At 53.7% G+C, this 26,867-nt stretch carries 21 protein-coding genes and 1 riboswitch; of the genes, 4 read left to right on the plus strand and 17 right to left on the minus strand.

All coding sequences use genetic code 11. From position 1 onward, the window contains the following. Positions 1-87 precede the first annotated feature (87 nt). The 10 genes from ABE504_RS24965 to ABE504_RS25010 form a co-directional block, all read right to left on the minus strand. Positions 88-789, minus strand: coding sequence for an NADAR family protein (locus ABE504_RS24965; protein ID WP_430094055.1), 702 nt, complete (start codon positions 787-789; stop codon positions 88-90). Between the two features lie 178 nt (positions 790-967). Next, positions 968-2,677, minus strand: coding sequence for an SWIM zinc finger family protein (locus ABE504_RS24970; RefSeq protein WP_430094058.1), 1,710 nt, complete (start codon positions 2,675-2,677; stop codon positions 968-970). 69 nt (positions 2,678-2,746) lie between these two features. Further along, positions 2,747-4,030 carry a voltage-gated chloride channel family protein gene (locus ABE504_RS24975; protein ID WP_430094323.1) on the minus strand — a complete coding sequence of 428 codons (1,284 nt, stop codon included), beginning with the start codon at positions 4,028-4,030 and terminating at the stop codon, positions 2,747-2,749. A gap of 110 nt (positions 4,031-4,140) precedes the next feature. Next, positions 4,141-4,200, minus strand: a riboswitch (Fluoride riboswitch). A gap of 50 nt (positions 4,201-4,250) precedes the next feature. Continuing rightward, positions 4,251-5,141, minus strand: a complete 891-nt coding sequence (locus ABE504_RS24980; RefSeq protein WP_430094061.1) for a glycoside hydrolase family 43 protein — start codon at positions 5,139-5,141, stop codon at positions 4,251-4,253. 30 nt (positions 5,142-5,171) lie between these two features. Then, positions 5,172-7,052, minus strand: coding sequence for an MGH1-like glycoside hydrolase domain-containing protein (locus tag ABE504_RS24985; RefSeq protein ID WP_430094064.1), 1,881 nt, complete (start codon positions 7,050-7,052; stop codon positions 5,172-5,174). 803 nt (positions 7,053-7,855) lie between these two features. Next, positions 7,856-9,205, minus strand: coding sequence for an ABC transporter substrate-binding protein (locus ABE504_RS24990; protein WP_430094067.1), 1,350 nt, complete (start codon positions 9,203-9,205; stop codon positions 7,856-7,858). Between the two features lie 36 nt (positions 9,206-9,241). Then, a complete protein-coding gene (locus ABE504_RS24995; RefSeq protein WP_430094071.1) occupies positions 9,242-10,081 on the minus strand; it encodes a carbohydrate ABC transporter permease in 840 nt (279 codons plus the stop codon). 7 nt (positions 10,082-10,088) lie between these two features. After that, a complete protein-coding gene (locus tag ABE504_RS25000; protein WP_430094074.1) occupies positions 10,089-11,006 on the minus strand; it encodes a carbohydrate ABC transporter permease in 918 nt (305 codons plus the stop codon). A gap of 96 nt (positions 11,007-11,102) precedes the next feature. Then, the gene (locus tag ABE504_RS25005) at positions 11,103-12,707 is read right to left on the minus strand and encodes a response regulator transcription factor (protein ID WP_430094077.1); all 1,605 of its coding nucleotides are present in this window, start codon (positions 12,705-12,707) and stop codon (positions 11,103-11,105) included. Further along, positions 12,700-14,511, minus strand: a complete 1,812-nt coding sequence (locus ABE504_RS25010) for a cache domain-containing sensor histidine kinase (RefSeq protein ID WP_430094079.1) — start codon at positions 14,509-14,511, stop codon at positions 12,700-12,702. Before ABE504_RS25010 ends, ABE504_RS25005 begins: the two co-directional genes overlap by 8 nt. A 227-nt stretch (positions 14,512-14,738) precedes the next feature. Here ABE504_RS25010 and ABE504_RS25015 point away from each other — a divergent pair, with 227 nt between their 5' ends. After that, positions 14,739-15,137: a VOC family protein gene (locus ABE504_RS25015; protein WP_430094081.1), complete on the plus strand. Its 399-nt coding sequence runs from the start codon at positions 14,739-14,741 to the stop codon at positions 15,135-15,137. 442 nt (positions 15,138-15,579) lie between these two features. Here ABE504_RS25015 and ABE504_RS25020 read toward each other — a convergent pair whose 3' ends face one another. From ABE504_RS25020 to ABE504_RS25035, 4 genes are all read right to left on the minus strand, one after another. Further along, positions 15,580-16,038 (minus strand): NAD(P)-binding domain-containing protein, encoded by a 459-nt coding sequence (locus ABE504_RS25020; RefSeq protein ID WP_430094083.1) that lies wholly within the window; start codon positions 16,036-16,038, stop codon positions 15,580-15,582. Positions 16,039-16,245: 207 nt separating this feature from the next. Continuing rightward, entirely contained in the window at positions 16,246-17,340 is a 1,095-nt protein-coding gene (locus ABE504_RS25025) for an ankyrin repeat domain-containing protein (RefSeq protein ID WP_430094086.1), read from the minus strand. Between the two features lie 132 nt (positions 17,341-17,472). Beyond that, positions 17,473-18,480: an ABC transporter substrate-binding protein gene (locus ABE504_RS25030; protein WP_430094089.1), complete on the minus strand. Its 1,008-nt coding sequence runs from the start codon at positions 18,478-18,480 to the stop codon at positions 17,473-17,475. A 126-nt stretch (positions 18,481-18,606) separates the two neighbouring features. Next, positions 18,607-19,347 carry a helix-turn-helix transcriptional regulator gene (locus tag ABE504_RS25035; protein ID WP_430094090.1) on the minus strand — a complete coding sequence of 247 codons (741 nt, stop codon included), beginning with the start codon at positions 19,345-19,347 and terminating at the stop codon, positions 18,607-18,609. A 227-nt stretch (positions 19,348-19,574) separates the two neighbouring features. Between ABE504_RS25035 and ABE504_RS25040 the strand changes: the two genes are divergently transcribed. The 3 genes from ABE504_RS25040 (at position 19,575) to ABE504_RS25050 (ending at position 23,792) form a co-directional block, all read left to right on the plus strand. Then, on the plus strand, positions 19,575-19,892 hold the full coding sequence (locus ABE504_RS25040) for a hypothetical protein (RefSeq protein WP_430094093.1): 318 nt from the start codon (positions 19,575-19,577) through the stop codon (positions 19,890-19,892). 142 nt (positions 19,893-20,034) lie between these two features. Then, positions 20,035-23,133, plus strand: a complete 3,099-nt coding sequence (locus ABE504_RS25045; protein WP_430094096.1) for an ATP-binding protein — start codon at positions 20,035-20,037, stop codon at positions 23,131-23,133. A 2-nt stretch (positions 23,134-23,135) separates the two neighbouring features. After that, positions 23,136-23,792, plus strand: coding sequence for a response regulator (locus tag ABE504_RS25050; RefSeq protein WP_430094098.1), 657 nt, complete (start codon positions 23,136-23,138; stop codon positions 23,790-23,792). A gap of 45 nt (positions 23,793-23,837) precedes the next feature. Here ABE504_RS25050 and ABE504_RS25055 read toward each other — a convergent pair whose 3' ends face one another. From ABE504_RS25055 to ABE504_RS25065, 3 genes are all read right to left on the minus strand, one after another. Next, on the minus strand, positions 23,838-24,866 hold the full coding sequence (locus ABE504_RS25055; RefSeq protein WP_430094099.1) for a DUF402 domain-containing protein: 1,029 nt from the start codon (positions 24,864-24,866) through the stop codon (positions 23,838-23,840). Positions 24,867-24,975: 109 nt separating this feature from the next. Next, complete coding sequence (locus ABE504_RS25060; RefSeq protein WP_430094100.1) at positions 24,976-25,911, minus strand: nucleotidyl transferase AbiEii/AbiGii toxin family protein; 936 nt, start codon at positions 25,909-25,911, stop codon at positions 24,976-24,978. Then, positions 25,912-26,682, minus strand: a complete 771-nt coding sequence (locus tag ABE504_RS25065; RefSeq protein ID WP_430094103.1) for a type IV toxin-antitoxin system AbiEi family antitoxin domain-containing protein — start codon at positions 26,680-26,682, stop codon at positions 25,912-25,914. It abuts the gene before it with no gap. Between the last annotated feature and the right edge of the window lie 185 nt (positions 26,683-26,867).

Genomic DNA, 26,867 nt, shown 5'->3' on the forward strand with positions numbered 1-26,867 from the left:
ACATTCATCTCCGTTTCGTTGTGGCTTGATGGAACTATCTTCGCTCATTTCAAGAGGGGCGAACAGGGTGGAAGTATGGCGACGGACTTACTCTTCATTTGTAAGACACCACTCTGCCGGGGGCACAAAATAAGCATCATACTCCCGCCTTGCCGCCTCGCTTAACCCCCGCCACCAATCGGCGTAGTACATCATATAACTCTCTCCGGCTCCCATTCGCCAAAACATACTGTAGGGGTCATGCTCAGGATAAACTAGCCATTGCGGCAGAAGAAAATCCGGCGAGTAGTCCTCAAGCCCCTCTCGAATCTCCATCAAAATGCGTCCCAGCCAGTTGAGCCCCGTGCCATCCCCGTTATCGGCCCAGAACGCATCATTTCGGGTATGCTCCACCAGCGTGCAACTGCCCGTTGATACAAGAAGATCTTTCACAAGCGGATGCTGCTCCACCTTGGCTTGCACGGCTTTTGTCATAACGGCTAGCTTGACGTCTTCCCAGTCCTTCCGCAAAGGGCGCGCCCGATCACGTCCCATCCGCGCAGCCTCCATAGCTGTTGGCGCCACTCGCAGTTCTTCCTCATGCGGTGTTCCCACAAATTTTATGGCTTGAAAATAATGCTCCGTCGTCGGCCACACCCGGCCATCCAATTCAATTGGCGTTTTCGCAAAATTAGAGAAACATCCGTAAGGCTTATCGGTCTCATAGAACCGGATCACCTTGATCTCTGACTTGCTTTGAAACAGCGCTTTTTTATATGCTTGCAATTGTTTTTCAATGTTGTCGTTCATCTGCATCCCCCGCTCTCCGTTAAACTACTCAAATCGTACCACATCCCTCCCCCTAATTCTTGGTAAAAAAGAAGTTGATTCATCTTTCGGCAATCCCCTGCCAACGGCCGGTACCAACACAAAAAAGCCTGCCGCCATCACAGCAGCAAGCCTCCTTATTCGCAGTCCGCCCAACTCTTCACCCGCGTACCTTCACCTGCTGCAGCTCATCCAGAAAAGCCGGCCTGTTCGGATACGTCGTCCGCAGTTTAACTACGATGGCTAGCGCTTGTTCATTCCCGTCAGCCTTCACCAATTGGCGAATAATGTCGCATACCTTTTTATACGCAGACCTGTTGGTTGCCTGCCCAGCCTCTCTCTCAATATACTCGGCAAAAAGCTGATGCACATCCGCCTTATGCTCCTCCAGCAAATACGAGGATAGCTCTGCAATACGCGACGGATTCCCTCTCACGTAAGTAAGAAGCCGCTTGGTGTCCCGCTGCTCCTTCAGGAGTCGGAGGTACAAGGCCTCTTCCTTCCAGAATCTAGCTTTGGGCTGATCCAGCACAGTCAAGATCCGCTCATTGACAACCGGCCACTCTTCTTCCGTGTAAAGCTTTTGCAAGTCCAGATAAAAGTCATATTCACCGGATAGCACAAACTCTTCGGCAAGCTTCCGCTGCTCGTCGATCTGATGGGTCAGCCGATACAGCTGATATCTGAATTTACGCCACTCTGTGACGCGTCCCGGATACCCGGCTTTCGTATCGGCAATCTCTCCCTCTTCGATCAGCTTCCTTGCTGCGTCCCACTGCTGCTTCGCGAGAGCCTGCTCAATCGCCTTTTTACGAAAGCCGCTCATATGCAGCAGCGATTGCAGGTAAGAAGACGCCGCCTCTTCGCCATCCCACTGCCGAATGACATCGTGACGAAGATCTGCAACCGATTCGTTCCAATAAGAACTGTACGACGAGTTTCGCTGTTCCCGTTCCTCCAACAACGTTACCTGGTTGTCCCAGGCGTTTCTTTCTTCTGCGGTTTGAATTAGGACGCTGCTCGCTTGCAAAAGCGGCAGCCGCCACTCAGACCAATCATCAAGCCCTTCCAACGCAGATGCTTCAAGAAGCTTCGCTAATAACGCCAATCGTTCTTCGTGCTCCCCGACGCTCACCTGCTCCGCCGCTTGACTAATCGTTTCCAACCCGGATTCGACCAACCATCCAATTGTACCGTCCGAATCGTCGCAGGATTGCTGCAAGTCCAACAGTTCCTGAATCACACAAAGAATGATCAGCACCGCCGATATGAAACGACCTTCCTCCATTTCCTCATCGGCCTTGTCCAATACCATCTTCGCACCTTCCACGGCGTCGTCCACCTGCCGATACGACACAAAGCCGTGCCGATCGGCATTTTTTTTGATCGAGGTACGAATGATCTTCTGGTATTGCTTCATGGCCGCGTCACTGCCAGCATCCTGGAACTTCAACAGAAGCCGCTGCTGGACTTCGTTCATATCATCCGCAAACTGTAAAAGCAGATTCACCAGTTCGTCCTTGCTCAACCTCCCGAGTTCATCGGCAAGGTTAATCACTTTGGGTCTGGTTTGCCCGACAGAAGCCGACTGCGCCGCCTCATCCGCAAGCTCGTCTCTAAGCTCCAGCAGCACCGCTGCAACATGCTTGCAGATCGGTCCGTCGAATGGGCAGTCGCAAGAAGTGCCTACAACTTCGCTGCCATTTTTCAACCGAATTTCAATATAATAGTCCTCGCTTCCATCCACCTGCGCTTCATACACACCCGGGCGCACTTCTTCTACATACTGAACGCGCCCTTCGTCGCGATATGCCTCGCCTCTTTCCAAAATAACGGGAGCAATCTCGGCCTCAATCCGGCTTAACTTCATGCTTCATTCCCTGCTTTCCGAGTCAAGATACGACAATCTTCTCACAGAATGCTTTTTCACATCAAGCCCTCACCCCTCATCCCGCTCCCCGCGAACCGCCTTCTTCAGCTTCACATTCCCGAGCGTCGCCCCCGCCGCAAGCGGATGCAACTTCGATTTGGACACCCCAATCTGTTGAGACGAGTAAATGCCCGTATGCCCTGAAAATAAATAACTGACCACGCACGCCAGGAACATATAGATCATGCTTTCCGAACCAAACAGCTCAATTCCCATGACAAAACAGGCCAAAGGCGTATTTGTCGCCCCGCTAAACACCGCGATAAGGCCCAGCCCCGCCAGGAACGGCGCGGAGAGATGCAGCAGACCAGCCAGCGAATGGCCAAGCGCAGCACCAATAGCGAACAGCGGCGTCACTTCGCCGCCCTGATAACCGGCACCGAGCGTCAGCGCGGTGAACAGTGTTTTCCAAAGGAAAGCAAGCGGCGCAACTGCCCCGTCAAACGAGCTTTGAATGAGCGGAATCCCGAGCCCCAAATAATCGCGCGTCTGGAAAATAAACACGAGGGCAATCACGACCAGCCCGCCAACGAAGCTCCGCAGCATCGGATTCGCCAGGAGCTTGGCGTACAGCTTTTTGAGCCCATGCGTCAGTTCACTGAACAGCAGTGCGGCCAGCCCGAATAGTACGGAAGCGATCACCACTTTCAGCACAACCGACCACGACATCGCAGGCGCAGCGCCCATTTTATAATGAAGATGATGAATCCCCCACGCGATCGTCACCAGATTGCCCACAACACTCGCAATAAAACAAGGCAAAATCGCCCGGTAGCTGACCAACCCCACAGCGACAACCTCCAGCGCAAAAATCGTCCCCGCCAGCGGCGTCCCGAACACGGAGCCGAAGCCGCTGCTGATGCCGCACATCAGCAGAATTTGCCGGTCGATGCCGTCCACTTTCAGCACGCGGCCAACCGCTTCGGACAGGCTTCCACCCATTTGCACCGCCGTTCCTTCCCGGCCGGCCGAGCCGCCGAACAGATGCGTCAGGAGCGTGCCGAGCAGTACAAGCGGCGCCATCCGAAGCGGCACGCGTTCCTGCCCGCCCCGAATCTGCTCCAGAATCAGATTGTTGCCTTTGCCCGCATTCCGCCCGATGCGCAGATACAGATACGCCATCAACGCGCCGCCCAGCGGCAACAAATACAGCAGCCACGGATGCGCCATACGGCTCTCGGTGACATCATCCAGACTTGCCAGAAACAGCGCAGACGCCGAACCTGACAAAATGCCGACCACCCCGGCGTACAGCAACCATTTCACCACCGCGCCCAGCAGGGCGACGTGCATCACGCTTTCCCCATAGCGGTACGCCCTTTCTTGCCACTTCTTCACTTCAAATCCCTCTCCCGTCACAAAAATTACCGACAAAAAAATAGACTCCTACCAGGATAGTATGATCACTGGTAGGAGTCATTAGCCCGAAGGCGGTTATGGCGAACTCCATCGCCGTATTCACGTTACAGTCATTTTATACCATGCCTCGCGGCCAAGTCAATAACCCGCCCGTTTATTTGGCCACGAGCCGCAGCATGCCGCCCTGCTCCACTACAGGCAGGAACAACGGCCGCTCATTCGGCGTCCGGTTTGGCGAATGAATCGTGAGCATGAGCTGCCCGTCGAACGCGCGGAAAATCATGCCGTGCCCGCCGTCCGCCTGAAACAGCGCCTCCGGCTCGTGCACCCACGGACCCTCAATGCGCCCGCTGGCGGACACCGCAAAACCAAGCGCATAGCGATTCTCATGGAAACTCGCCCAAAGCAGAACCAGCGTACCGTCCTCGGCCCGGTGCAGAAAAGCGCCGTCGGTCACGAACACGTCACCGGCGTCCGTCGACTTGGCGTCGAGCCGGGTGACCCACGGCGCTTCCGACGCGCGGAACAGCACGATCGGCTCGCCGACGGCTTCGCGCAGATCCGCGCTCAACCGCACGGCGCAGATCTCGCCGTCGAGCACCTGCGTCCACTCGTGGCAGAACACCATCCACGGCTGCCCAGCCTCGTCGACGTACAGCGTGCCGTCCAGGCACGGCCAATCGACGGGCGTGACCGGCCCGTCGCTGTGCAGCCGGAACGGGCCGGTTAAGCTGTCGGCCGCCAGCACGGCGGTGCCGAGCAGCTTATTGTCGCGCCGCCGGAACGTCGCGAACATATAATAACGGCCGCCGTACGGATACACCTCCGGCGCCCAAAAGTTTTCCTCCGAGAAGAAGTCCTCCCCGGGACGAAACACCGGAAAAGGACCCTCCCAGTGCTCGAGGTCGGTCCCGACATAGACGTCGAAGCCAGTGCCTTTGCCCCAAATGTTCGCGTCGGTGCTGCCGAACAAATAGTATTTGCCTTCCTCCGGCACAGGTACGACGTACGGATCTCTGATTTGTACTTCGCTGTTGGTTTTCATGCCATTGCTGCCCCCTTCGCGTGGTCGATCCTAATAAGTCGGGTACACGATCCCAATATCCCGCTTGCTTGCAAAGCCCCCGTTTTCAAAAACCAGCCACTCATTCCCCTTCGCCGTCACCGGAATCTCCCTGCCTTCGTACTTTACTGTTCCCGTGACCGGCGCGCTCACCATGCCGATTACGCCCAGCAGCCCGCCCTTCCGGTCGGTCACGACGCGCAGCCCATACGGAAACCGCATCCACGTCTCGCCATTGCGGCAAATCTCCGAGCCCTCGCGGGTGTTGAACAGCTCGAACGCAACACCGTCCACGGTCCGGCTATACGCCGTCTCTTCGGCCACTTCTGTCCCGTGGTCCATCGCATACGGCACAAGGCCAGTGAACCACAGCGAACCTTCCTCATCCGCCACCGGCAAAATGCCGCAAAGCCGCTCCACATAATCCAGCACGCCCAGAATGGCCGGCGAGTATGCTTCCGTGTACCCTTCGTCGCCCGTCCATGGGCAGAGCGTCTGCGAGAACCGCGTCATACGGGACATGGCCGACAGCAGCGGCTGCATCACCCACGTCAGCTCCACATACCGATGATGAAGTTCAAACGCATGCGCCGTCCGAATAATACTGAGAAAATTCGTCGGTCCCGCCCAGCTGTTATAGTTGGAGTTCGGGTTAAAACGCGGATCATCCATCGCGATCGACGGAAACGGATATTTCGTAAAAAACTTCCGCGTACACAACAAATATCGCCGCAGCGCCTCGTCGAAGAAATCTCGGTCCCCGACCTCGCAAGCCAGCACGCGCAGCAGCACGTCTGACTGCACACGCACGAACTCCCCCTGCCGATCCCGGTCATAAAAGAAGGCATCCTCCGCGTCGTAGCAGTGTCGGAACAGGCTGTCCAGCGTTTGTTTCGCCTTCGCGCGCCACGCTGCCGCGTCCGCTTCAGGCTCGCCGAGCGCCTCCGCCATCTTGGCTAAGTACAGCCGCTGGCAGTACACATGCGCCGTCATATCCGGCGCCAGGAACGGCAGCACCGGCGAGTGCGGGTCCACGCGCTGCGGATCGCCGAGATGCGGCGTATCCGGCACGTGCCAGAACCGCGGCGACCCGTCATGGCCCGTGTCGAACGTGCAAAACGCCTCCACGCAGCCAGTGCCCCGCGTGTCGCGCCACTCCGCCAGCCAGCGGTCGAAGCCCGCCAGCGCGTCGTACATGCTCCGCAGGAACGCCTGCGGCTTGCCGCTGAGCTGGTAATAGTTCCACGCGCTGCGCGCCAGCGGCGTGACCAGCTGGATCTGCCGGAACACCGCGCCGTGTTCCGTGATTTTGTACGGCAGCAGGCCGTCCTCCCGCTGCAGCTTGGCGAAGCCGAGGTACGTGTTCGCCGCCACCGACGGCACGAACCGCGCGAGCAGCTCGCTGTTGATCGTGCCCGTGCTCTCCAGCCAGCATCCGCGGTAGACGCCGCCCTCCTGCAGGATCGGCCCCAGATCCTGCGTCGGTACGATGCAGTCCAGCAGCCTGCGCCGCGCAGCATCGTGCACCTGCTCCAGCCGCTCCGCCGACGCCGCAAAACGGACGCCGGAGCGCTCCCACTCCGCCAGCACCTCGGCGTCCGAGGGCTTGCCTGGCGCCTTCGCTGCTTCCGGGTGTCCCAGCTCGACCGGGCCAGCCGCGTTCCCCGGATCGGCCGATATTCCAGCTACTCTGGTGCCAACCACGCTACTCTGCTCTAACGACTCTCCAGCTACTTCAGTAACAACCACGCTACTCTGCTCTAAAGTTGGTTCCACTACTTCCTGCTCATTCGCACCCTCCGACTTTACAACGCCACACGGCGCTTCCTGCCACACGTTCCCGCTCGTTGTTCTGCCACCCCGGAGCCGTTCCTTCAACACTTCTATGCTCATCGTCTACCTCCCCATTCACTATGCCGAACAACACCTGCTAACTAGGGCCAGACCCTGCTATTCTCGCCCAACACGCCAATTCCGCCGCGTTAAGAGGGGCTAGGTACTCTTAGCGGGCACTTTCAGGCGGTTTAGCCGTTAAATCGCCTTGCTAACTAGGGCCAGACCCTGCTATTTCCGCCCAACACGCCATTTCCGGCGCATTAAGAGGGGCTAGGCACCCTTAGCGGGCACTTTTCAGGCAGTTTAGCCGTTAAATCGCCTTGCTAACTAGGGCCAGCCCTTGCTATTTCCGCCCAACACGCCATTTCCGGCGCATTAAGAGGGGCTAGGCACCCTTAGCGGGCACTTTTCAGGCGGTTTAGCCATCAAATCGCCTCGCTAACTAGGGCCAGACCCTGCTATTCTCGCCCATTGCGCCGATTCCGCCGCGCTAAGAGGGGCTGGGCACCCTTAGCGGGCACTTTTCAGGCAGTTTAGCCACCAAACCGCCAAGCCCCTGCAGCTCAATAAGAGTGGTCAACCACTCTTATTCCCTCTCTTCCGCCGGCCAGCTGCGAAATAAGCGCGGTAAACCGCGTCTATTTCACCGCGAAGGCGGGGGTTTCGCGCGCTCAGCGGCCGTTAAGCGTGGTTTACCACTGCTATTTTCCCCGCAGCGCGCCAATTCCCTCGAATAAGAGTGGTTTGCCACTCTTATTTCTCACCCATACGGGCCCGCTTCTCCAGCGCCCCGCCAATACACAAAACGGGCTGCCGCCCGGCAGCCCGTTTCACTTTTTCCCGTTCACGGGAGTCAACGCTTACTTGTTATCGTTAAAAATCTTCACCGCACCGGTGTAGAAGTCGCCTACGCCTTTTTTCACGTCTTTTTTGCCGAAAGAGATCTCTTGGATCGTCGTATCGAGCAATTTGGAGTACTCCGTAAAGCCAGGAGGGTTGTAGGTGAATTTGATGTTTTGGGTTTTGTTCGCCTCGGACACGCGGTTCAGGTAGTCGTAGATGATTTGCTCGACTGGGTTCGCGTCCTTTTTGAGCAGGTCGCGCATCGCCGTCGTCACCGGTACACCGCGGTCATTGCCGAGGATTTTGGCGGCATCCGGGTCGTTGATCCAGAAGCTCATGAGCTGCGCGACTTCCTTCGGATGCTTCGTTTTTGCATAGCCGGACAGACCTTGGCTCGATTCAAAAGCAACGGCATTGCTGCCGTTCTCGCCTTTAGGCACTTGCAGCAGGGTGAGCTGATCTTTGATCAGGTTCTGGTGCGCCACCAGCTGATTAGAAGGAATGAGGCCCATCGCGACTTTGCCTGTAACGATCAGCGATTTGCTAGTGTCGCCCGGCGGGTTGGACACTTGCAGCTCCGGCGTGACCATGCCGCCGTTCTTGCGAAGGTCGGCCCAGTAGCCGAACCATTTCTCGGCATCGGCTTGGTCGAAGCCTACGCTCTTTTTATCCATATCGTAGACGACTTTGTTCAGCTGGCCCATGAAAATGCCCATGCCGTCGTTCGTGTAATCATACGTACCATAGTAGCCCGCGCCGAGCTTGTCGGAGATTTGTTTGGAGATGGAGGCGTAGTCCGCCCACGTCCACGTTTCCTGCGGCAGCGGGATGCCCGCTTTTTTGAACATTTCCGTATTCACGACGATGCCGCGTGCGTTGGCGCCGGCCGAGATGTGGTACAGCTTGTTTTTGAACGTGCCGTACGTAATCATCGATTTGTCCATGTCGCTCAGGTTCAGCTCTTTGCCGACATACGGGCTCATATCGAGCAGCACGTCCTTGTTCACGTAGTCGATGACGTTGCCGCCGAGGAAGAAGACGTCCGGAGCCGTGCCGGAAGCAATCATCGTATTCAACTTGTCAAAATACCCGGAGCTTGGCGCGAACTCGCCGACAACTTTGATATTCGGATTCTTTTTCTCAAAAACGCGAAGCGCCTCGTTCGTCTTGTCCGCCCGCTTCTGGTCGCCCCACCACATGATGCGAAGCTCCACCGGTTCCTGCGATTTCGCCGCAGTTGTCGCTGCTGCTGTAGCTGCCGCCGTAGACGGTGCGGAACTTCCCCCCGTCGTACCGCCTGAACTGCACCCCGCTGCCAACGCGGTCATAACCACCAATGATGTGAGTAAACCCATTTTCTTCTTCATCGCTTCATCCCCCTAGATCAAATATATAGCTTGGAGTTACTTAAGCCCAGTCGTTGAGATGCCTTCAAGAAAATAACGCTGCAAGGAAAAGAAGATGACCAGAACCGGCGCCAGAGACAGCACGGACATTGCAAGCAGAGCGCCCCAATCGGATTGGCCCGACGGGTCGAACAAGGAGCGGATGCCGAGCTGCACGGTAAACAACTGAACACGGTTCAAGTAAATCATTTGGCTAAAAAAGTCGTCCCACGCCCACATGAAGGTGAAAATCGCGGTTGTAATCAGCGCCGGCACCATCAGCGGAAGCACGATGCGCCAGTAAATATGCACCTGCGAGCAGCCGTCGATCGTCGCGCTTTCGTCGAGCTCTTTCGGGATGCCCCGGATAAACTGCACCATCAGCATGATGAAGAAAGAGTCGTGGGCCAGCCACTTCGGCACAATCAGCGGCAAGTAGGTGTTGATCCACTCCAGCTTGTTGTACACGATATATTGCGGCACCAGCGTGACATGGTAGGGCAGCATGATTGTAAGGAGCATAATGCCGAACCAGAACTTTTTGAGCTTGAAATCAAGCCGGGCAAAAGCGAAGGCCGTCAGCGAGCATGTAATTAGGTTGCCCAGCACAGAGAGAACTGAAATCTCCGCCGAGTTGGCGAAAAACCGCCCGAATGAAATGCCCTGCAATCCTTTCCAGCCATCCCGATAATGCGCGAGAGTGAACTCTTTGGGCCAAAGGCTCGTATCGGAAAAGATGAGCGTATTCGGCTTGAACGAGGCGCTGATCAGCCACAGCACCGGGTAGAGCATCAGCAGGCCGATGATGATAATGACCGTGTGCCGCGCGATTTTGCCGTAAGCGATTCCATTTGCCATGATACGATCACCTCCCTTCATCTTTGCCGTCGCCGTAAAATACCCAATACTTCGAGGTCACGAACACGATAGCGGTAAAAATGGCGATAATGACCACCAGAATCCAAGCCAGCGCCGAGGCATAGCCCATGTCGAAGAAGGAGAACCCTTTTAGATACAGGTACAAGGTGTAGAAAAGCGTCGAGTTGATTGGCCCCCCGCGGCCGTCTCCGATGACGTACCCCGGTGTGAACACCTGGAAGGAGCCGATAATCGTCATGACAAGGTTGAAGAAAATGACCGGCGACAAGAGCGGGAGCGTGATGCGGAAAAAGCTTCGCACTTTGCCCGCGCCGTCCACTTCGGCCGCTTCGTAGAGCTCCGTCGGCACTTGTTTGAGCCCCGCCAGGAAAATGACCATCGCCGAGCCGAATTGCCAGACAGAAAGTCCGACGATCGCGTAGAGAATGTAGTCGGGGTTGGCGATCCACGCCGGCCCTTTGATGCCGAAAAGGCTGAGTCCAAGATTGAACAAACCGTCCCCGTCGAACAGCTTCCGCCAGACGATGGCGATGGCCACGCTCCCGCCAAGGAGCGACGGAATGTAGTAGACGGTGCGGTAGACGCCGAGCGCCTTGATCCCTTTATTCAGGATGACCGCCACGCCAAGCGCGAATACGAGCCGGAGCGGAACCGCCAGAAGAACGTAACGGAACGTGGTCAGCATCGAATGCCGGAACGACTCGTCCTCGGTAAAAATGCGGGTGTAGTTGTCCACGCCGATCCATTTGGGACTGTTGAGTAAATTGTATTTGGTAAGGGACAGATATAAGGATCCTGCCATCGGTCCCAGCGTCAGGCCGAACAAGCCGATCAGCCAAGGGAGTAAAAATAAATATGCGGTGCCGTTATGCCGCCATACTGCGGAAGACTTGCGCGACGCCATGGGCAACAACCTCCTGCCGTAGAAACAAAGTATGCTTATCCTGCAGCTTTCTCGGCTGCAAAATAAGCATACAAGTTTCGCGAGCGAACCAGAATCTCATTTCTTCGGCAGTTCGCTATCACTTTTTTCGTTTTTGCGTTGGAGGCGGTATTCGGACGGCGAGAGGCCGTATTGCTTCTTGAACTTGGACGAGAAGTAGCTCGCATTGGCAAACCCCGTCAGCTCCGCAATGTCCCATAAGGACAGCGCCGTCTCCTCCAGCAGCCGAACCGCATGCGTCATGCGCACATCGTTCAGGTATTGAATGAAGGTCACGCCAACCTTCGCCTTAAAAAGCTCCGAAAAATACGACGGATAATAGTTGAACCGCTCCGCCAGCATGGTTAAATTCAGCTCATACATGTAATGGCTGTCGATGAACTGCTTCACGGCCTGGAAGCCGGATTCCTCGCTCGTTCGGCGCTGAATGCGCTGCGCCATTTCGATCAGGAACTGCTCCGCCCGCTCCACTGTGTGAAAGCCCAGCACGAGATCCGGGCGCATCCACAGCTCGTCCTTGCGGTCGAGTTCGACGCCAGACTCGTGCGCAGCCGCCTCAATGCCGAGATACAGCCGGAAAATGACCTTTACAAAATACGCCTGCGAGACGCCGAACGCCTTCTCCAGCTCCTGGCGCACGATGCGCTGAAACGCCGCCATGTCGCCTTTCAGCAAAATCATCCGCGGCTTCTGGAACGTCTCTTCGTGCAGCGCCTCGGGCTCCACGCCCTCGCCTTTCAGCGACGCGCCGCTTTTCGTCTCGGTCAAGTTCCATGCCAGCAGCGCGGACATGTATCCCTCGCGCCAGTGTGAGAAGCCCTTTAAGGGGTTGCCGATGCCGATGGCCGGCTCCACGGACAAGTACTGCACGACTAGTGTGCGTAGCTTGTCGGCCACCTGCTGGCAGGCGTCCCCCTGCTCCGGCACAATGAGGTGCAGCAGACCCGGATAGCTGATGTCCTTGAAAGTGAGCAGCGGAGGCTCCGACTGATCGGCAAATTCCTTGCAGATCAGCTCGAACGGCAGGCGCAGCTTATCCGGCGTGCGCTCTCCGCAATCCGGCTGCACGGAACGCTCCCGCAGGCCGATCGTGAGCATGCGCACGCGCAAGCCGTCCCACGCCTCCAGCTCGAACAGCTTGGCGCGATCGCGCACCGCCTGGGCGTGCTCCCGCTCCTCTTTGACAATCTGGACGACGAAGTGTTCCTTCATCTCTTGGTAATACTGCGTGAGCCGCCAGGTCATGCTTTCCTGCTGCTGGGATTGCCGCCGCTCCTGGTCGAGCTCGCGCGTCACCTTCTGGAGCGCCTCCTCCAGCTCGTCCTTGGACACCGGCTTGAGCAAATAATCCCGCACTTGGCTGCGCACCGCCGCTCGCGCGTAATGAAAATCCTCGTAGCCCGTCAGCACGAGGGTTCGGAGTTCCGGATGCCGCTCGCGGCACGCCTCCAGGAACGACACCCCGTCCATCATCGGCATGTTCATATCCGTGATGACGATGTCGATGCCGCCTGTTTGGTCGGCAGCCTCCAGCGCCTTCAGTGCCTCGCTGCCGTTGCCCGCCTCCCCGGCGATATGCAGTCCCAGCCGCGCCCAGTCCACCTTCATCGTGATACCTTTGCGAATCTCGGGTTCGTCGTCGACGATCAGCACGTTATACATGAGTCGTTCCCTCCTTAATCGGCAAGCTTAGCTCAATTTCCGTGCCGTGGTCGGCTTCCTCGCGGCTCGTGCGGATCGTGTACACGAAGCCTTTGCCGTAGTACAGCGCACAGCGTGCCAGCACGTTGCGCAGTCCGATCTGTCCGCCGCTGCGGCTGAGCACATCGTGGAGCCGGGAGTGCGCCGTTTCCTCGTAGAGACGCTCGGTCAAACCGGCTGGCATGCCCGGCCCGTTATCTACGACGCTGAGCACGATGCGCTCGGGCTCCACCGTTACCGCGATGCGCACCTTGGCTGTTTCCTGCATCGCGAAGCTGTATTTCACCGCATTTTCGACCAGCGGTTGGAGAATGAATTTGACGATCTGCCGGCCTTCCGGCGGACCTTGGGTGTCAATGGAGATGTTCAGCCGTTCCTTGAACCGCACGTTCAAAATGGCGATATATTGGCGCAAATAAGCCAGCTCTTCTTTGAGCGAAACCAGATCCTCGTTGCTATTGAGCGAGAATCTCATCATTTTGCCTAACGCTTCAATAACCTTCACGCTGTCCTCCGCCCGCCTCTGCATGGACAGACTGCTCAGCAGCTCCAAGGTGTTGAACAGAAAATGCGGATTAATCTGCATCAGCAGCGCCTTATATTCCGCCTGCTGGCGAAGCAGCTTCTGCTCGAACTCCGTTTGGATGTGGCGCCGGAGCTGCTGCACCATCGTGCGGAACGAGGAGGTCACGAAAGCGACCTCGCTCTGGACGACGCCCTCGGCCGCGATGCTTTTCTCCGCGATCGAGAACTCGCCTTTTTGCACGTAGCGCATGGCCGATGTGAGCCGCGAGAGCGGCTTCGTGATGCCGTAAGAAAGCCACGTCGCCAGCAGAATCGCCGCCACGAGCAGAACCGCAGCGACGATGAACATCGTGGAACGCAGCTTGTACAGCTTGGCGTACAGATCCGTCTCCGGAACGAAGCCGACGAGCATCCAGTTGTTAAGCTTGAGCTTTTGGTAGACCATAATGTCCGTGTCGCCGGAGCTGCCCCGGATATTGACCACGCCTTGTCTGGAGCTGCTTTGGCGGACGCGGTCCACTTCCTTTACCGCCTCCGCATGGGTGGCGTACTGCTCTTGGGACAGAATCGGGCTTCCCTCCTGATCGAGGAGGAAGATCGTCCCCTTTTCGCCAAGGTGAATGCGATTCAGCGGCTCCAGGAAAAAGTCGGCCCCGACATTGATCTTCATGACCGTCTGCGCGCGCGCCGGCTCGAAGTCATTCACCGGCAGCAGCAGGCTGAGAAACGGATAGGGCCGCGACCGCTTGATTTCCAAATCATCCGTATGCGCCGACACCCAGTGGTTGTCCCGTGTCACAAAATCGTTGTACCAAGGGGACTGCCGATACGACCAGCCGCTTGAGATGTCATTGTTGTCGCTGACAATGAGGCCGTCTTTGCGGTAGAGCGACACCGACGAGACGCCGGAGTAGCTGTTGACCGCATGGGTGAGAAACTTGCTCATCTGGATGTTCGCGAGCATTTTCTCACCGCTTGGAATCGCAGGATCGAGCTGAACGTGATCCCAGCTTTTCGTTTCTTCACTGTTGTAGACGAGCGACGCCAGGTCGTACATCTGCAACGCCGCCGTACTGACGAAGGAGCCGTATTCATCCATTTTCTCCAGCGCAGAGGTTTCAATATACGAACGAATCGTAGCGCGCGACTCGCGGAATAACAGGAACGACATCGTGCCGAACGAGATGACGAGCAGAAGCACGAAGAACGCGATTAAGCGGTTTTTGAGTGAGTAGAACACGGGATGCCTCCCCTTCCTGATTGCCAGGCAAAATTGTCGCTATCTATTCTACACGTTTGGACGAGGGAAGCGTTATCACATTTTTCGGGAAAGGACAAGCAGCCTTTTCGGATATTGTTCACTGCCTACGGGATGGGTACACCTGCTAAAGAAACTTATATTTCAAGTAGGAATGGAAACCCTGTCTATAGAAGAGATTATGCAAAGCCAAACCTTAGGAGGCAACCATGGGAAGAGTCGTACATTTTGAGATTCATGTGAGTGATATGGTGCGTGCCAAAGCGTTCTACGGCGAGATTTTCGGTTGGAAATTCGAGGACTGGAGCGAGTATGCCGGCATGCCTTATTTCGGCGCCGTCACTGGCGAGGGGGAAGAAATGGGTATCAATGGCGCGCTGATGCAGCGTCATGGTGCGGCACCGCAGCCTGGTCAGGCACTGAGCGGCTACGCTTGCACGATCGGCGTCGGCGACTACGATGCGGCGGAAGCGGCTATTCTTCGTCTGGGCGGCACGGTCGCTCTGCCGAAATACGCGCTGCCCGGCATGGCGTGGCAGGGATACTACATCGATCCGGAAGGTAATCTGTTCGGGATTCATCAGCCGGATAAGAATGCCGGTCAGTAAAGCCTACGTGGATAAGGAGCTGCCCGCCGTTCTGGCGGAGCAGCTTTTTGGCTTTGCTAGGGCTAAACCCCGGCTTGGAAAATTTGCCAGGGAAACAGAGAAATTCCTGCAAAAAGACAGGATTCTTTTGTGAAAATGCCATTTTCCACAAAATTCCTGCGATAAAGCAGGTTTTTTAGGCTAAACTCGCTCAAACATGGGGGGATCGCCAAAAATTCCTGCTCTCTTGCAGGCATTTCATCAATCGGGAAGGGAACGGGGAAAATTCCTGCCTATTTGCAGGCTCGCTGCTCGATCCAAGTACCCCCTCAGTTCCCGCAAACGAGATGCGCAGTATCGAGCGTCCACCTCTGGATGCATGCTTGCCCCGCTTCCCGCACAGTCCCGGCACGTTTCTTGCGCTTCCCATCTACATTGTCGTGCCAACCGAACAACAATGGGGTCAAGCCCTTGCGGTGACCAGCCGGTCAGCAATCTTTTTCGCAATCTCGAGCCCATGGAGATGTCCGTCATCAATAAACACTTTATTGGTGATCCCGCCGGTCACGACACCTGCCACAAACAGATTCGGCACATTCGTTTCATAGGTTTCCGGATCAAAATGCGGGATCTCCGTCGCAGGATCGAAGATGACCCCCGCGTCCCGCAGCAAGGCGGCGTCCGGTCGATAGCCGATCAAGGAGAATACGAAATCGTTGGGAATCTTATGCTGCGTATCGCCAGTTTGTACTTGGACACAGGTATCCTCAATGCGCGTGATGGCGGACTCCGCGTAGAACTTGATCCTGCCCTTTTCGATCAGATTGCGAATATCGAGCAGCAGGGTAGGCTTGATCCCTTGATACACCGTCGGCCCGCGATGCACTAACGTAACATCCGCACCGCTTCTGTACAGATGCACACGCGTGCAATATGATTAAACATACCCTAGCGGGGCTGGAAAGGGAAGTTCAACCACTCGTTATGTCGGCATATCCGAAACAATTAATCAATTGACTCGATAATCACTAAAACGACCGCCAGTAATGGCTAATGGCGCGATCTTGTTAAAAAAGACGCCTTCACAACCACTCACTGTGTGGAGATAAAGGCGTCTTTTCTACACAATTTAAGCCATCACTTTCTGGCGGGACTCCATAGCAGATCGCAGCAACTCAACAATATGCTGATGGCCTCGTCTCTCCGCATAGCCTTCAGCGGCCATTCCGTTGCCATCCGTTATCGCAGGGTCGGCCCCTTTGGCCAGAAGCAGCTTGACGGCTGCCGTTTCCCCGAATAAAGCGGCCATCATCAGCGGCGTCAGCCGATGATCATGAGCTAAGTTGGGATTCGCTTTCCCTTCCAACAAGAGACCAATGACATTCGTATATCCACGGCTTGCGGCATGCGTCAATGCGGAGTCTCCGTCTTGATTGACATCGTTAGGATTGCTGCCCAACTCAAGCAGCCTCTTCACAACAGCACCGCTGCCGTTTACGGAAGCACGAATTAACAATGTATCTCCGTGCTTATCCTTCTCCTGCAGATTAGCACCATGATCGACCAAATAATTGAACATCTCGACATTCCCGTTCTCAGCAGCGCGTAAAAGAGCGGATCTGCCTTCCGAATCTTTGACATGAATATCTTTACCAGCGTCCACCAATTTAATAACTTTGTTGAATTCATTGTTGTACACCGCTTTGACAATAGGCGGCATCCCCTTTACTTTAGGTCGCGCTTTACCGAAATGAATCATTTCGTGAACCGTTATTTTATAACCCCCGGCAGCGTTGCTAATTAATGCACGTACCGTCTGAATCGGCCCCCAAGGCAGTCCCCACCATCCAAAAATCACCGCAAACAACGAGTAACCGAGTTGAAATGCTGTAGATTGTCCAGATTCGCGTATCAACATTCTCGATGGAATTGTAGAGGTAAAGACACCAAGCGAAATCACTGTTTGATACTGAGAAAGTATGGTATAAGGACTGATCGGAACGCCCGCATATTCCGCTCTTTCGTTATAGATCGCGTCTTTATTCTCTTTCAGCCAACCGATGAACTGCTGCGTTTTCTTTGTTTCCCGCTTAAATGCCAGAATAATGCCTACAATACAGAGGCCTAGCGCAAAAGATATGCCTGCCATGCCAAAGTCGAGTTGCGCGATCCCGGTAATCCCCGCCACCGCAGCTACTGCCAAAAAAACATACAATAAAATCAAATGAAATCCCCCTATTATCTACTTCAATCATATATTCCACTAAATCCCAAAGATACCTTTCCAACAACTTTCATCTTTTCAAAATTTTTTTCAAGAAAAAAAAGCACCCCGCAGGGTGCTCTTCCATTCTCTCTATTTCAGCGTCTTCACAATCTCATCAACCCCGTATGTTCTGCTGAGCGGGCCGTAGCCATAGGCGAGTGAGCCGTCGATTTTATATACGCGATTATTCTTTACAGCCTTAAGCGTCTTCCAGACGTCCGATTTCTCCCACTCGTCAGCAAGTGCAAGCAATGATTTATCTGTATAATTAAAGTACCCGAGGAACAAATAATCCGGGTTGATCTGAACCAAGCCCTCCAGCGTAAGCGCTGCGCCTTCCCCATTCGCCTGCTCCGGCGGCTTCAGACCCAGCGGCTCATAGTAATGGCCAGCGTACTTCGTGCCTTGCAGCCACATCTGTTTTTCCCTCACTTGGAGATAAGCGACACTGCCCTGCACATTCTTCAGTTGATCCTTCGCTTGCGCAATTTTAGCCGCAAATGTATCAATCGCTTGCTTCGCCGCGTCTTCCTGGCCCAGCATTTCGCCAAATTTCGTCATCACACCCTGCCAGTCATTCCAGACATCCATCTTCTCTTCATCAAGGAATACGGTCGGCGCAATCTTCGCGAGCTGATCAGCCACCTTCTGATTCGTTGCCGTGCCGGCGATGATCAGGTCCGGCGCGTACTGCAGCAGTTTCTCCAAATTCACTTCGGTATTCTCCCCGACAATTTTAATTTCTTTAAATTTGCTCGTATACGGCTTGTACACGGGGGTGTCGAGTACCGACTGTTGCTCTGTAAAAGGCAGCGCCAAGCCGATCGACGGAATGTCGAAGCTGAGCAGATCTTGGGTCAGGCCCCAGTGAACCAGGGCGACTCTTTCTGGCTTCTTCGCAATGGTGACATCCCCTTTGGCGCTGGCTATCGTTCTTGGAAAGCTGGCTTTCGTCGGCTGATCGCTTGCAGAAGGCGCTGAGGACGGGCTGCTGCTGCTCTCGCTGCTGGATGTCGAACTGCTGGAGCATGCGCTAACCACCACAAGCAGCAGCGCCATGACACACGCCGTGACCAGCGGCATATAACGTCTTTTCATCTGAATCTCCCTCTCGTAAATCGCGGTATATTAGTGATAACGATTATCATTATCGTTAATATGGTATCACCCTGTCCCGCTCCCGCAAATAGAGATTTTCCCGATGGACGCATGGATTTATTCCTTCTACTCACTCTCTTTCAGCGCGGTTGGCGACATGCCGTAATGCTTCTTGAACAACCGGCTAAAATAATACGCATCCGGATACCCAACACTGCGAGCGATATCCCCCACGGCAAACGGCGTCGTCATCAGCAGCTCATACGCCATCTTCATCCGGTACTGGATCAAATAGTGGATGGGACCAAGCCCCGTATACTTTTGAAACAGATGTGAAAAATATTTCGCCTTCATCCCCTGCTGTTCCGCAAGGCTCTCCAAGGTGATCGGCTCCGCGTAGTGCTGCCGGATGTATGCAATCGTCTGCTCCATCATGGAATGGCTCTCGCTGTTTTGCAGGTAACGCTCGTAGGCCAGCGTCTTGTTCACCAACTGGTAGAACAACGTTTTCCTCTCCAGCAGCTCAAGATGGCCGAGCCCGGTTGAGTGCCGCCGCAGTTCTTTCATCATCTGCAAAAGCGAAGCATCCATATCGATATGAAACAGATGGATTTCCCGAATCAACCGTGCCTGTTCCGAATCCGGCGTCACCGGCAAAAAGTGCACCAAAAAGTACTCGAACTCCGCCGAGTGCACGACGATCTCCATCGAACGGTTGTATCCTCCAATGAGGGTGACCCCCTGACGCATAGCATAGCTAGTCCCTTCATAGATAAAATCCGCTTCGCCCCTCAGCGCGATCAAGATCCCGCTTTTGGTCGTTGGCTTCGCTTTATGGCCTTGGTATTCCCCTTTTAAAAGCACCATTGAAAAACGCCGTAGATGTCAATGGGCACCTGCAGGAAAAAAGCAGCTAACGTATCGTATAGTTGGCCCACACTGCCCCCCCCTGTCTTCTTCAATCCCTATGCCTTCATTGTAATGCAGAAGCGTAGGCGGCTCAATGCACAGCACATCTTCTCAAAAAGCAAAAGACACCATCGGCTAGGCTCCTGCATAGGATAATTTTAAAATCATCCTGTGGAGGAATTACCATGAACCAACCCATGCTTCAACCTCAGCAAACCCTGTATCAAGCGGACCCGGCCCTCTCTAAGCATGTCAAAGACGTGCAGGATAAGCTTTTCAACTTGTGCCATGACCATGTCACCCGCCCTGTGCGCGTTCAGATGATGAACGGACAAGTGCATGAGGGCGTCATCGTACAAGTTGACGAAGGTCACTTGTATCTGCATGTGTCGAGCTCAAATGACCGTGCCTTTGGTGGTCCATGGGCTCCCAACCCATGGGTACAGCCTAATGTCATCCTGCCGCTGGTGCTGTATAACTTGTTGGTCATCTCTTTGTTATAACAGGCCCCGAACGCATGAAAAGGGCGCTCTGCCTATGCTGGCAAAGCGCCTTTCATTATGCCTGATCGCGGCACTGGTATCCGGGTGCATCGTGTCACGCGAACCGTTAGACCCAGTAGGAAAGGCAGGAATACGACAGCTTTTGTCGAACTATATAGGGATTATGACGAAACGTAAAATAACGCTAATTCTTATATTGTTTCTATTACTGCTTACCGGTCTGCGTCTGATGTGGGTATCCCGGCATATGGATCCTCCTCATCCGCACGCCGTGCAAGGGGTCATCGATTTGCGGAATTGGGATTTTGCCAGCACTCGAACCATCCCCTTAGAGGGGGAATGGGCGTTTTATCCTGGGCAATGGCTGTTCCCCCGGAACTCAGCGAGCGCTGGACCTCCTCTGCAACCGAGTCTGCTGCATGTCCCCGGCCCTTGGAATTCAGCCATGCCGAACGGCTCCTCTTACGGCTATGGCACGTACCGCCTGCGTATTTTGGTTGACCAGCAGCCTGGATTTTCTTATGGACTGATCGTTCCTATCATTCGCACCTCCTCGGAATTGCTCGTTAACGGCACATCCCTCATGAAACTGGGGCAGCCAGCCGAACAGGCGGAACGCTATGAAGCGAGAACCCTTTCATACGCTACCTCGTTTCAGACGAATGAACACGAAATCGAACTCGTTCTCCAGGTCGCCAACTATAAATATCCACCGGGCGGCGGTATCCTGCGGCCCATTCGACTGGGAAGTGCAGCAGCGGCCGAACAGGAACGACGGCAACAAGCCGCCCTTCAGTTCGGATTGTCTGTTGTGATCGCGCTGCACGGGATATACGCCGGCTTACTCTTTCTACTTAACCGCCGCCAGAAGATGCCGGCCTATTTCTTTCTACTTACCTTAGCCTTGATGCTGTGCATTCTAATCGATAACGACAAGCTGCTGTTACAAATGTTTCCAGCCATCAATTATGAGTGGACTGTGAAAATTGTGTATCTATCTTACACAGGAACAGCTATTTTCATTTTAAAAATGACCGAAGGGTTATTTCCGCAAAATCGGAAGTACCGGGTATTCCATTGGTATTATCGCTGCTGCTTTGCCTATGTGCTCTTTGTTTTATTGGCCCCCGCCAAGCTGCTGGTCGAATGCAATGTCCTTTTTACACTGATCACGACGTTCTCCACGATTTTTGCGCCTGTCTATTTGCTGAGAATGGCAACCAAACAGCATCGCGACGCTATTTTCCTGTTGCTCGCGATTTCTAGCGTGACATCAAGCATTATTTGGGGCATTATCAAAAACCGGACCCTCCTGGATTTCGGCTTTTACCCTTACGATATCTTCTTCGCAATCGTGAGCTTCGCCGCCTATTGGTTCAAACAGTATTTCTGGCATGCCGAGCAGGCGACCCGGTTGGCGCAGGAGCTTCAGCAGGCGGATAAAATGAAAGATGAATTCCTCGCTTCCACCTCGCGCGAATTAAGAACACCCCTGCACGATATGATCAATATCGCGCAGTCTGTGCGGGAGAGAGGTCAGGAACCTCTGGCCGGGAAAAATGATGCCGATCTGGAGCTGCTGATTACGATCGGTCACCGCCTCTCGTTCATGGTTAATGAATTGTCGGATCTTGTGCTCATTAAGGAGAACCGGCTTCTCCTCCGCTTGAACGAGCTGCGGCTTGCCCCCGTCGTTTCCGGTGTGCTCGACATGGTGCGCTTCATGACGAATAAGCCGATTCGCTTCGAGATGGCCATTCCCGAACCGTTTCCGCTTGTGATCGCAGACGAGCAGCGCGTCATTCAAATCCTCTTCAGCCTGCTTCGGCATGCCATCAAGTTTACGAACGAAGGCGCCGTTACAATAAAGGCCGAAGCTCGGGGCCACACGGCATACGTGTATATCGTTGATACTGGCGCAGGTCTGGATGCGGAGACGCTGCAAAGCGTTTTCCAGCCCTATGAGCACGGAAACGCCGGGAACGGCAAAGGGATGGGGCCGGGACTCAGCCTCTGCAGGCAGCTGATCCAGTTGCAAGGCGGGTCCTTGTCGTTAGAGTCGCAAGCGGGCCAGGGGGCGACTTTTACGTTTACACTGCCTTTAGCCGAAAAAACAGACTCCATCGCAGCTGCCATCCCATTATCCCCGCAGACGGGGGATGGGCCCAACACCTTTCATATCATGGAAGATTCGACCACGCCGAAACCTGGGCCTGGGCAAGACTCGGGACGATTCCACATATTGGCGGTTGATGACGACCCTGTGAATCTGAGCGTGCTCAGCGCCCTATTTCACGGGGAACCTTATGATATTGCCGCGGCATCGAGCGGTCAGGAAGCCATCGCTCGGCTGACGGAACGCCCTTGGGACCTGGTCATTGCGAATGTGATGATGCCGCATATGTCTGGCTATGAGCTGTCGAAGCGTATTCGCGAGCGGTATTCGAGCTTCGAGCTCCCGATTCTACTGTTAACGGCACGCAGCGGAGCAGAGGATGTGTACGCCGGCTTCGCGTCCGGCGCGAATGATTACGTCGCGAAGCCGACCGATGTCGTAGAGCTCAAGGCGCGCGTGCGCGCCCTGGTGACGCTCCGGCAGTCGGTCAGCCGCAGCCTGCGGATGGAGGCTGCCTATCTGCAGGCGCAAATTCAACCGCACTTCTTATTCAATGCGTTGAATTCCATAACCGCTTTAAGCAGCGTCGACACGGATCAAATGAATGAGCTCATTGCAGCATTTAGCGCGTATCTGCGCATCAGCTTCGATATGTGGAACCTGGAGCAGCTTGTGCCCCTCGCCTACGAGCTGGAGCTTGTGCGATCGTATCTGTTTATTGAACAAGCTCGATTTGCAGATCGGCTAACCGTCGATTGGCACGTGCAGGCAGACTTGCAGCAGCTCCTCCCACCGCTCGTACTGCAGCCCTTGATCGAAAATGCGGTCAAGCATGGATTGCTCAGCCGTTCTCAAGGAGGAACACTGTCGATTCGGATCATGGAACAGTCCGATGTGGTCCATATTGCGGTCGAAGACGACGGTGTCGGTATGGATGAAGGGCGCGTGCGCCAACTGCTGGATCCTGCAGCTAAGGGGCGCAGCGGCATCGGGTTGTGGAATACGAATCGGCGTTTGAAGCAAATGTACGGCGCCGGGCTCACGATCCACAGCCGTCCCGGCGAGGGGACGCAGGTTTCTTTTCAATTCGTCAAACGCCAGCATGAAGCAAAGAAGGGGGGATGAACTTGCTTCGAGCACTTTTAATCGATGATGAGCGGCTTGCCTTGCTGCAGTTGGACAAAATGTTGAAAGAACTAACCTCACTTACCGTCACGGCTGCGTATACAGACCCTGCTGAGGCGCTGCAAGCCGCCCGTCTGTCACAGCCGGATATCGTCTTTCTGGATATCCATATGCCCGAGATCAATGGCATGCAGGTCGCGGACGAGCTGCTGCAGACGTGTCCTTCAGCCAAAATTATTTTCATGACGGCTTATGATGTGTATGCGATCGAAGCGTTCGAGTTCAATCAGCTTGATTATGTGCTCAAGCCGTTGCAGCGCAGCCGCTTAATTCAAACCGTTCAGCGTGTAGAGGAGAGGAACAATCGAGCTAGCTGCGAGCTGGCGCCTCTGCCAGACATCCCTTGGCGCACGACGCAGGCGCAGGAGCTCTTCGCTTATTTGCTCCATCATCGCAACTGCTTGGTGAGTAAAGAGCGTTTGGCGGACACCTTCTGGCCGCAATGTGAGCCGAAGAAGGCGGCTGCACAGCTTTTCGGCGCCATGGCTCAAATTCGCCAATGCCTTCGGCAGGCAGGCGCAGCGTTGAAGATTCGCTATGTGCATGACAGCGAAGCCTACGAACTTCATTCCCTGGACGGTAACCTTGACGTCGAGTAATAGAAAAGGCGAGCTGCGCGAGCTCGCCTTCCTGCATTTTGCTAGTCATACCTCGTGCGGTGTCTGGCTGATAAGCCTCTCTATCGCCCCATTAAAAGGGAACTGCCTCGACGCAATCCGCGCCTGCAGCTTCGCCAGCTCTTGCCACACGCGGTCAACCAGATCAGGCGGATACCCGAATTTCACAGTATGCTCGGCAAATTCATCCTCATCCACGACTTGCCAGACGCCGTCTCTATAGACGAGATCAAGATCCAAATCAATGAACGAAACCCCCTCCTGATCAAGGCGAGGCGGCTCGCAAATGTTGCAATAATACTGGACAATCTGTCCGTCAACAACGTCCGCACTCACGGTAAACCAAGCATCCAACGGGAAAAATTCAACCGTCCACCGGTCGATCGTAAACGTCTGTCCCTTTGTGTAATGCCGCAGCTTGCGACCAGCGTGCCCCAGCACAAAGAGATGGGCGTCTCCTCGTTCCAGCAGCGTCGTTTCCCAGTCGTAGTGCGGTCGGTTGCCGTATTTTAACGCGCGGATTGGGATCGTCGTGCCGTATCCAGCCAGCCATTTGGCGGCTTCGTCCAGAATCGTAAGGTCGCGCATCAGCATAAAACGATCCGAGTAGTCTTCGACGCCCCGCAATGCCTCCGCCAAGCGCTCCCGGGCTTCCGGCAACGTCAGCCATGTCACCTGCATCCCTAGGGCAGCCTCCTGCCGAGTGAAGGACACAGGGCCGCCCACCGCTGTTGCTTTCGCGATGAAGCAGGCCGAATGCTGCATGAACGAATTGCGCCATTTATGCTCTTCGATATAGCCCAGCGCATGCACAATTTCCGCCGAACAGCCGGTCTCCTCTTGAATCTCGCGCAGAAAGGCCTCCCCCTCCTCCTCCCCGGCCTCAATGCCTCCGCCAGGCAGTTTAAGCAGCCCTACCCGCGTCATGTCCATCATCGCCACGTTCCCGTCCTGATCCAGCAGAACGCCTCTCGCAGCATAGCGCGAGACTCGGTTCAGAAGCGTGAATGCTCCGCCTTGTATGTCAAAGTCTGTGATTTTTTTGAGTGTTTGCATGGGTTCACCTATCTTCAAGTTCGTTCAACTAATTCTTTATGTCAGTGTCTTGAAATATTTAATTTGTCGTAGGGCAGTTTTGAAGTGTATTGAGAGAAAGGTTGGTAACTCAGAGAACAGCAGTCTCTCCGGTCTTCCAACTCAAGGTGTGCTGATCCCAAATAGCCAGGTACTCATTTTCGTTCAGTACATGATCATACACTGGTTTTAGAAAGAAATAAATAAGTTCCATAACCTCTTGGAATGTGGGTGAATACTCCAGTTTCAAGTTATTAATAAATGCACTCCACATCGCAATTCTACGCCTATCCCTATAAAAGTCAGCCATAAAAATAACGTGTTCTCTTTCGGTATAAGTTGTTCTTCGCTTAAATGTCTCAGACACAGCTTCGTATAAGCGTATCCCTTCAAAAGATGTAGTCCGGGCCAACGTGAATATATCAAAAAAATCCTTCATTCTACTGTTTGCTACGGACAGAGAGATCATCGCCTCAAACTTTTCCGCTATGACAGACTCATCGGTATAGACGAATATTTCCGGCCTTTCCATTGTTGGAATAAGAACGGGGAAGTCTATGATTCGAGGACTTGGTACAATCACATCCCCAAACCCAATATCTAGCTGCAAGGTTTCCTTCATATTGCCTAACGAGCAAGGTATCTTTATCCGGACTCCCTCGTACTCTGCATCCTCTTTGATAGTCTCTGACACGATTCGATCCACATGAAAAACAATACCATCATCAATATCTTCAGGTTGTAACTGGCATATTGATTTAACGATATCCACCAGCACAGCAATATCATTGTTGATTTTACGGCCTGAGAAATCCATATCTCTCGTTGGTCTAGATTTAAATTGTGTGACAGAATACAAATACAAACCACCTTTAAGAATGAAATTTTCCTTATAACCGGACATTGACAAGCGTTTTAAGAAACGCTCCTGATAATAAAGAATGGAGATGACGTTAAAGGTTTTGTTATTTGCTTTTGCAACATTTTTCAATCGATCAATAACTGAAGCCGCAACATTTGTGATCAACTATAACACCTCAAGATAGTTATTAAGGATCGTCTTTATGCGCATCTTGGCTGCGTACTTAAGTAACTTTGTGTAATTTGTATTCCTTCGAGCGAAGTAGGTATTCAAACTTTCTTTAACGACATTGGCATCAAGCTTATTTCTATATTTGACTACATCACAAATTGTTCGCTCCAAATCGTATATTTTAATTACATGCCCTTCCTTTTCAATTTTTTCAACTCCTATATCAAACGTGTCATCATCATAAGAAAAAAGTCGAATGGGAGGGTAATTGGGGAGAGCAGGTTTTCTGTCTTTACGGGATACGGCAAAATTATGCTCACTAGGCGTAAACGTGGTTAGTTCATAATGAACCAAGGCCGAGTACAGACATATGACTCCTTTGGGTACAAAAAAAGAAGCTTCTACTATTTCTTCAACAACATAATGGGTATCTCGAAGCGCATAGAGCCCACGTTTAAGTTTAACAATTTTGCCCATTTCCTCAAGCTTTTTAATGTGATAGTAACTTACTTGATTTTCTTTAAGTATGTTTGAATCGACAAGTCCATAATATTTCTCAAACAACTCTATGATTTCGGGGTAGATTACCTTCTCCTTGCTGTTGTCTTCCGTTTGAATAACGGTTATGAGATCATCAAGCTTGTTGATGTCCGGGTATCGACGAATCAAATCAAAAAATTCTTCTTCAGGTAGGCTGAGTTTGTTAAAGACATCCAAAAAAGTCTCTTTTACACCACTGAAATCAATTTTTGATAAGTTAGGCATGAAATCACCTCCCGCATTTAAAATATGTACCCACATAAATATAAGTGTATACGTTTATATTTAAATCATACACTACTTTCTGTTATTTTTAAAATATTTGTATACACATACATATATATAACTGCATTTTAAAAAAGAGGCCGCCCCAGAAGTCTAATGACTTTGGAACAGCCTCCCTTTTTACC

This window comes from Paenibacillus oryzisoli (assembly GCF_050467285.1).
Lineage (GTDB): Bacteria > Bacillota > Bacilli > Paenibacillales > NBRC-103111 > Paenibacillus_E > Paenibacillus_E oryzisoli_A.

Excerpts from the sequence above, each read along its gene's own strand:
- ABE504_RS25040 (WP_430094093.1), top strand. The coding sequence starts at position 19,575 with ATGAACCAACCCATGCTTCAACCTCAGCAAACCCTGTATCAAGCGGAC.
- ABE504_RS24970 (WP_430094058.1), bottom strand. The coding sequence starts at position 2,677 with ATGAAGTTAAGCCGGATTGAGGCCGAGATTGCTCCCGTTATTTTGGAA.
- ABE504_RS25015 (WP_430094081.1), top strand. The coding sequence starts at position 14,739 with ATGGGAAGAGTCGTACATTTTGAGATTCATGTGAGTGATATGGTGCGT.
- ABE504_RS24990 (WP_430094067.1), bottom strand. The coding sequence starts at position 9,205 with ATGAAGAAGAAAATGGGTTTACTCACATCATTGGTGGTTATGACCGCG.
- ABE504_RS24975 (WP_430094323.1), bottom strand. The coding sequence starts at position 4,030 with ATGCACGTCGCCCTGCTGGGCGCGGTGGTGAAATGGTTGCTGTACGCC.
- ABE504_RS25030 (WP_430094089.1), bottom strand. The coding sequence starts at position 18,480 with ATGAAAAGACGTTATATGCCGCTGGTCACGGCGTGTGTCATGGCGCTG.
- ABE504_RS25000 (WP_430094074.1), bottom strand. The coding sequence starts at position 11,006 with ATGGCGTCGCGCAAGTCTTCCGCAGTATGGCGGCATAACGGCACCGCA.
- ABE504_RS24980 (WP_430094061.1), bottom strand. The coding sequence starts at position 5,141 with ATGAAAACCAACAGCGAAGTACAAATCAGAGATCCGTACGTCGTACCT.
- ABE504_RS24965 (WP_430094055.1), bottom strand. The coding sequence starts at position 789 with ATGAACGACAACATTGAAAAACAATTGCAAGCATATAAAAAAGCGCTG.
- ABE504_RS24995 (WP_430094071.1), bottom strand. The coding sequence starts at position 10,081 with ATGGCAAATGGAATCGCTTACGGCAAAATCGCGCGGCACACGGTCATT.
- ABE504_RS25035 (WP_430094090.1), bottom strand. The coding sequence starts at position 19,347 with ATGGTGCTTTTAAAAGGGGAATACCAAGGCCATAAAGCGAAGCCAACG.
- ABE504_RS24985 (WP_430094064.1), bottom strand. The coding sequence starts at position 7,052 with ATGAGCATAGAAGTGTTGAAGGAACGGCTCCGGGGTGGCAGAACAACG.
- ABE504_RS25065 (WP_430094103.1), bottom strand. The coding sequence starts at position 26,682 with ATGCCTAACTTATCAAAAATTGATTTCAGTGGTGTAAAAGAGACTTTT.
- ABE504_RS25055 (WP_430094099.1), bottom strand. The coding sequence starts at position 24,866 with ATGCAAACACTCAAAAAAATCACAGACTTTGACATACAAGGCGGAGCA.
- ABE504_RS25005 (WP_430094077.1), bottom strand. The coding sequence starts at position 12,707 with ATGTATAACGTGCTGATCGTCGACGACGAACCCGAGATTCGCAAAGGT.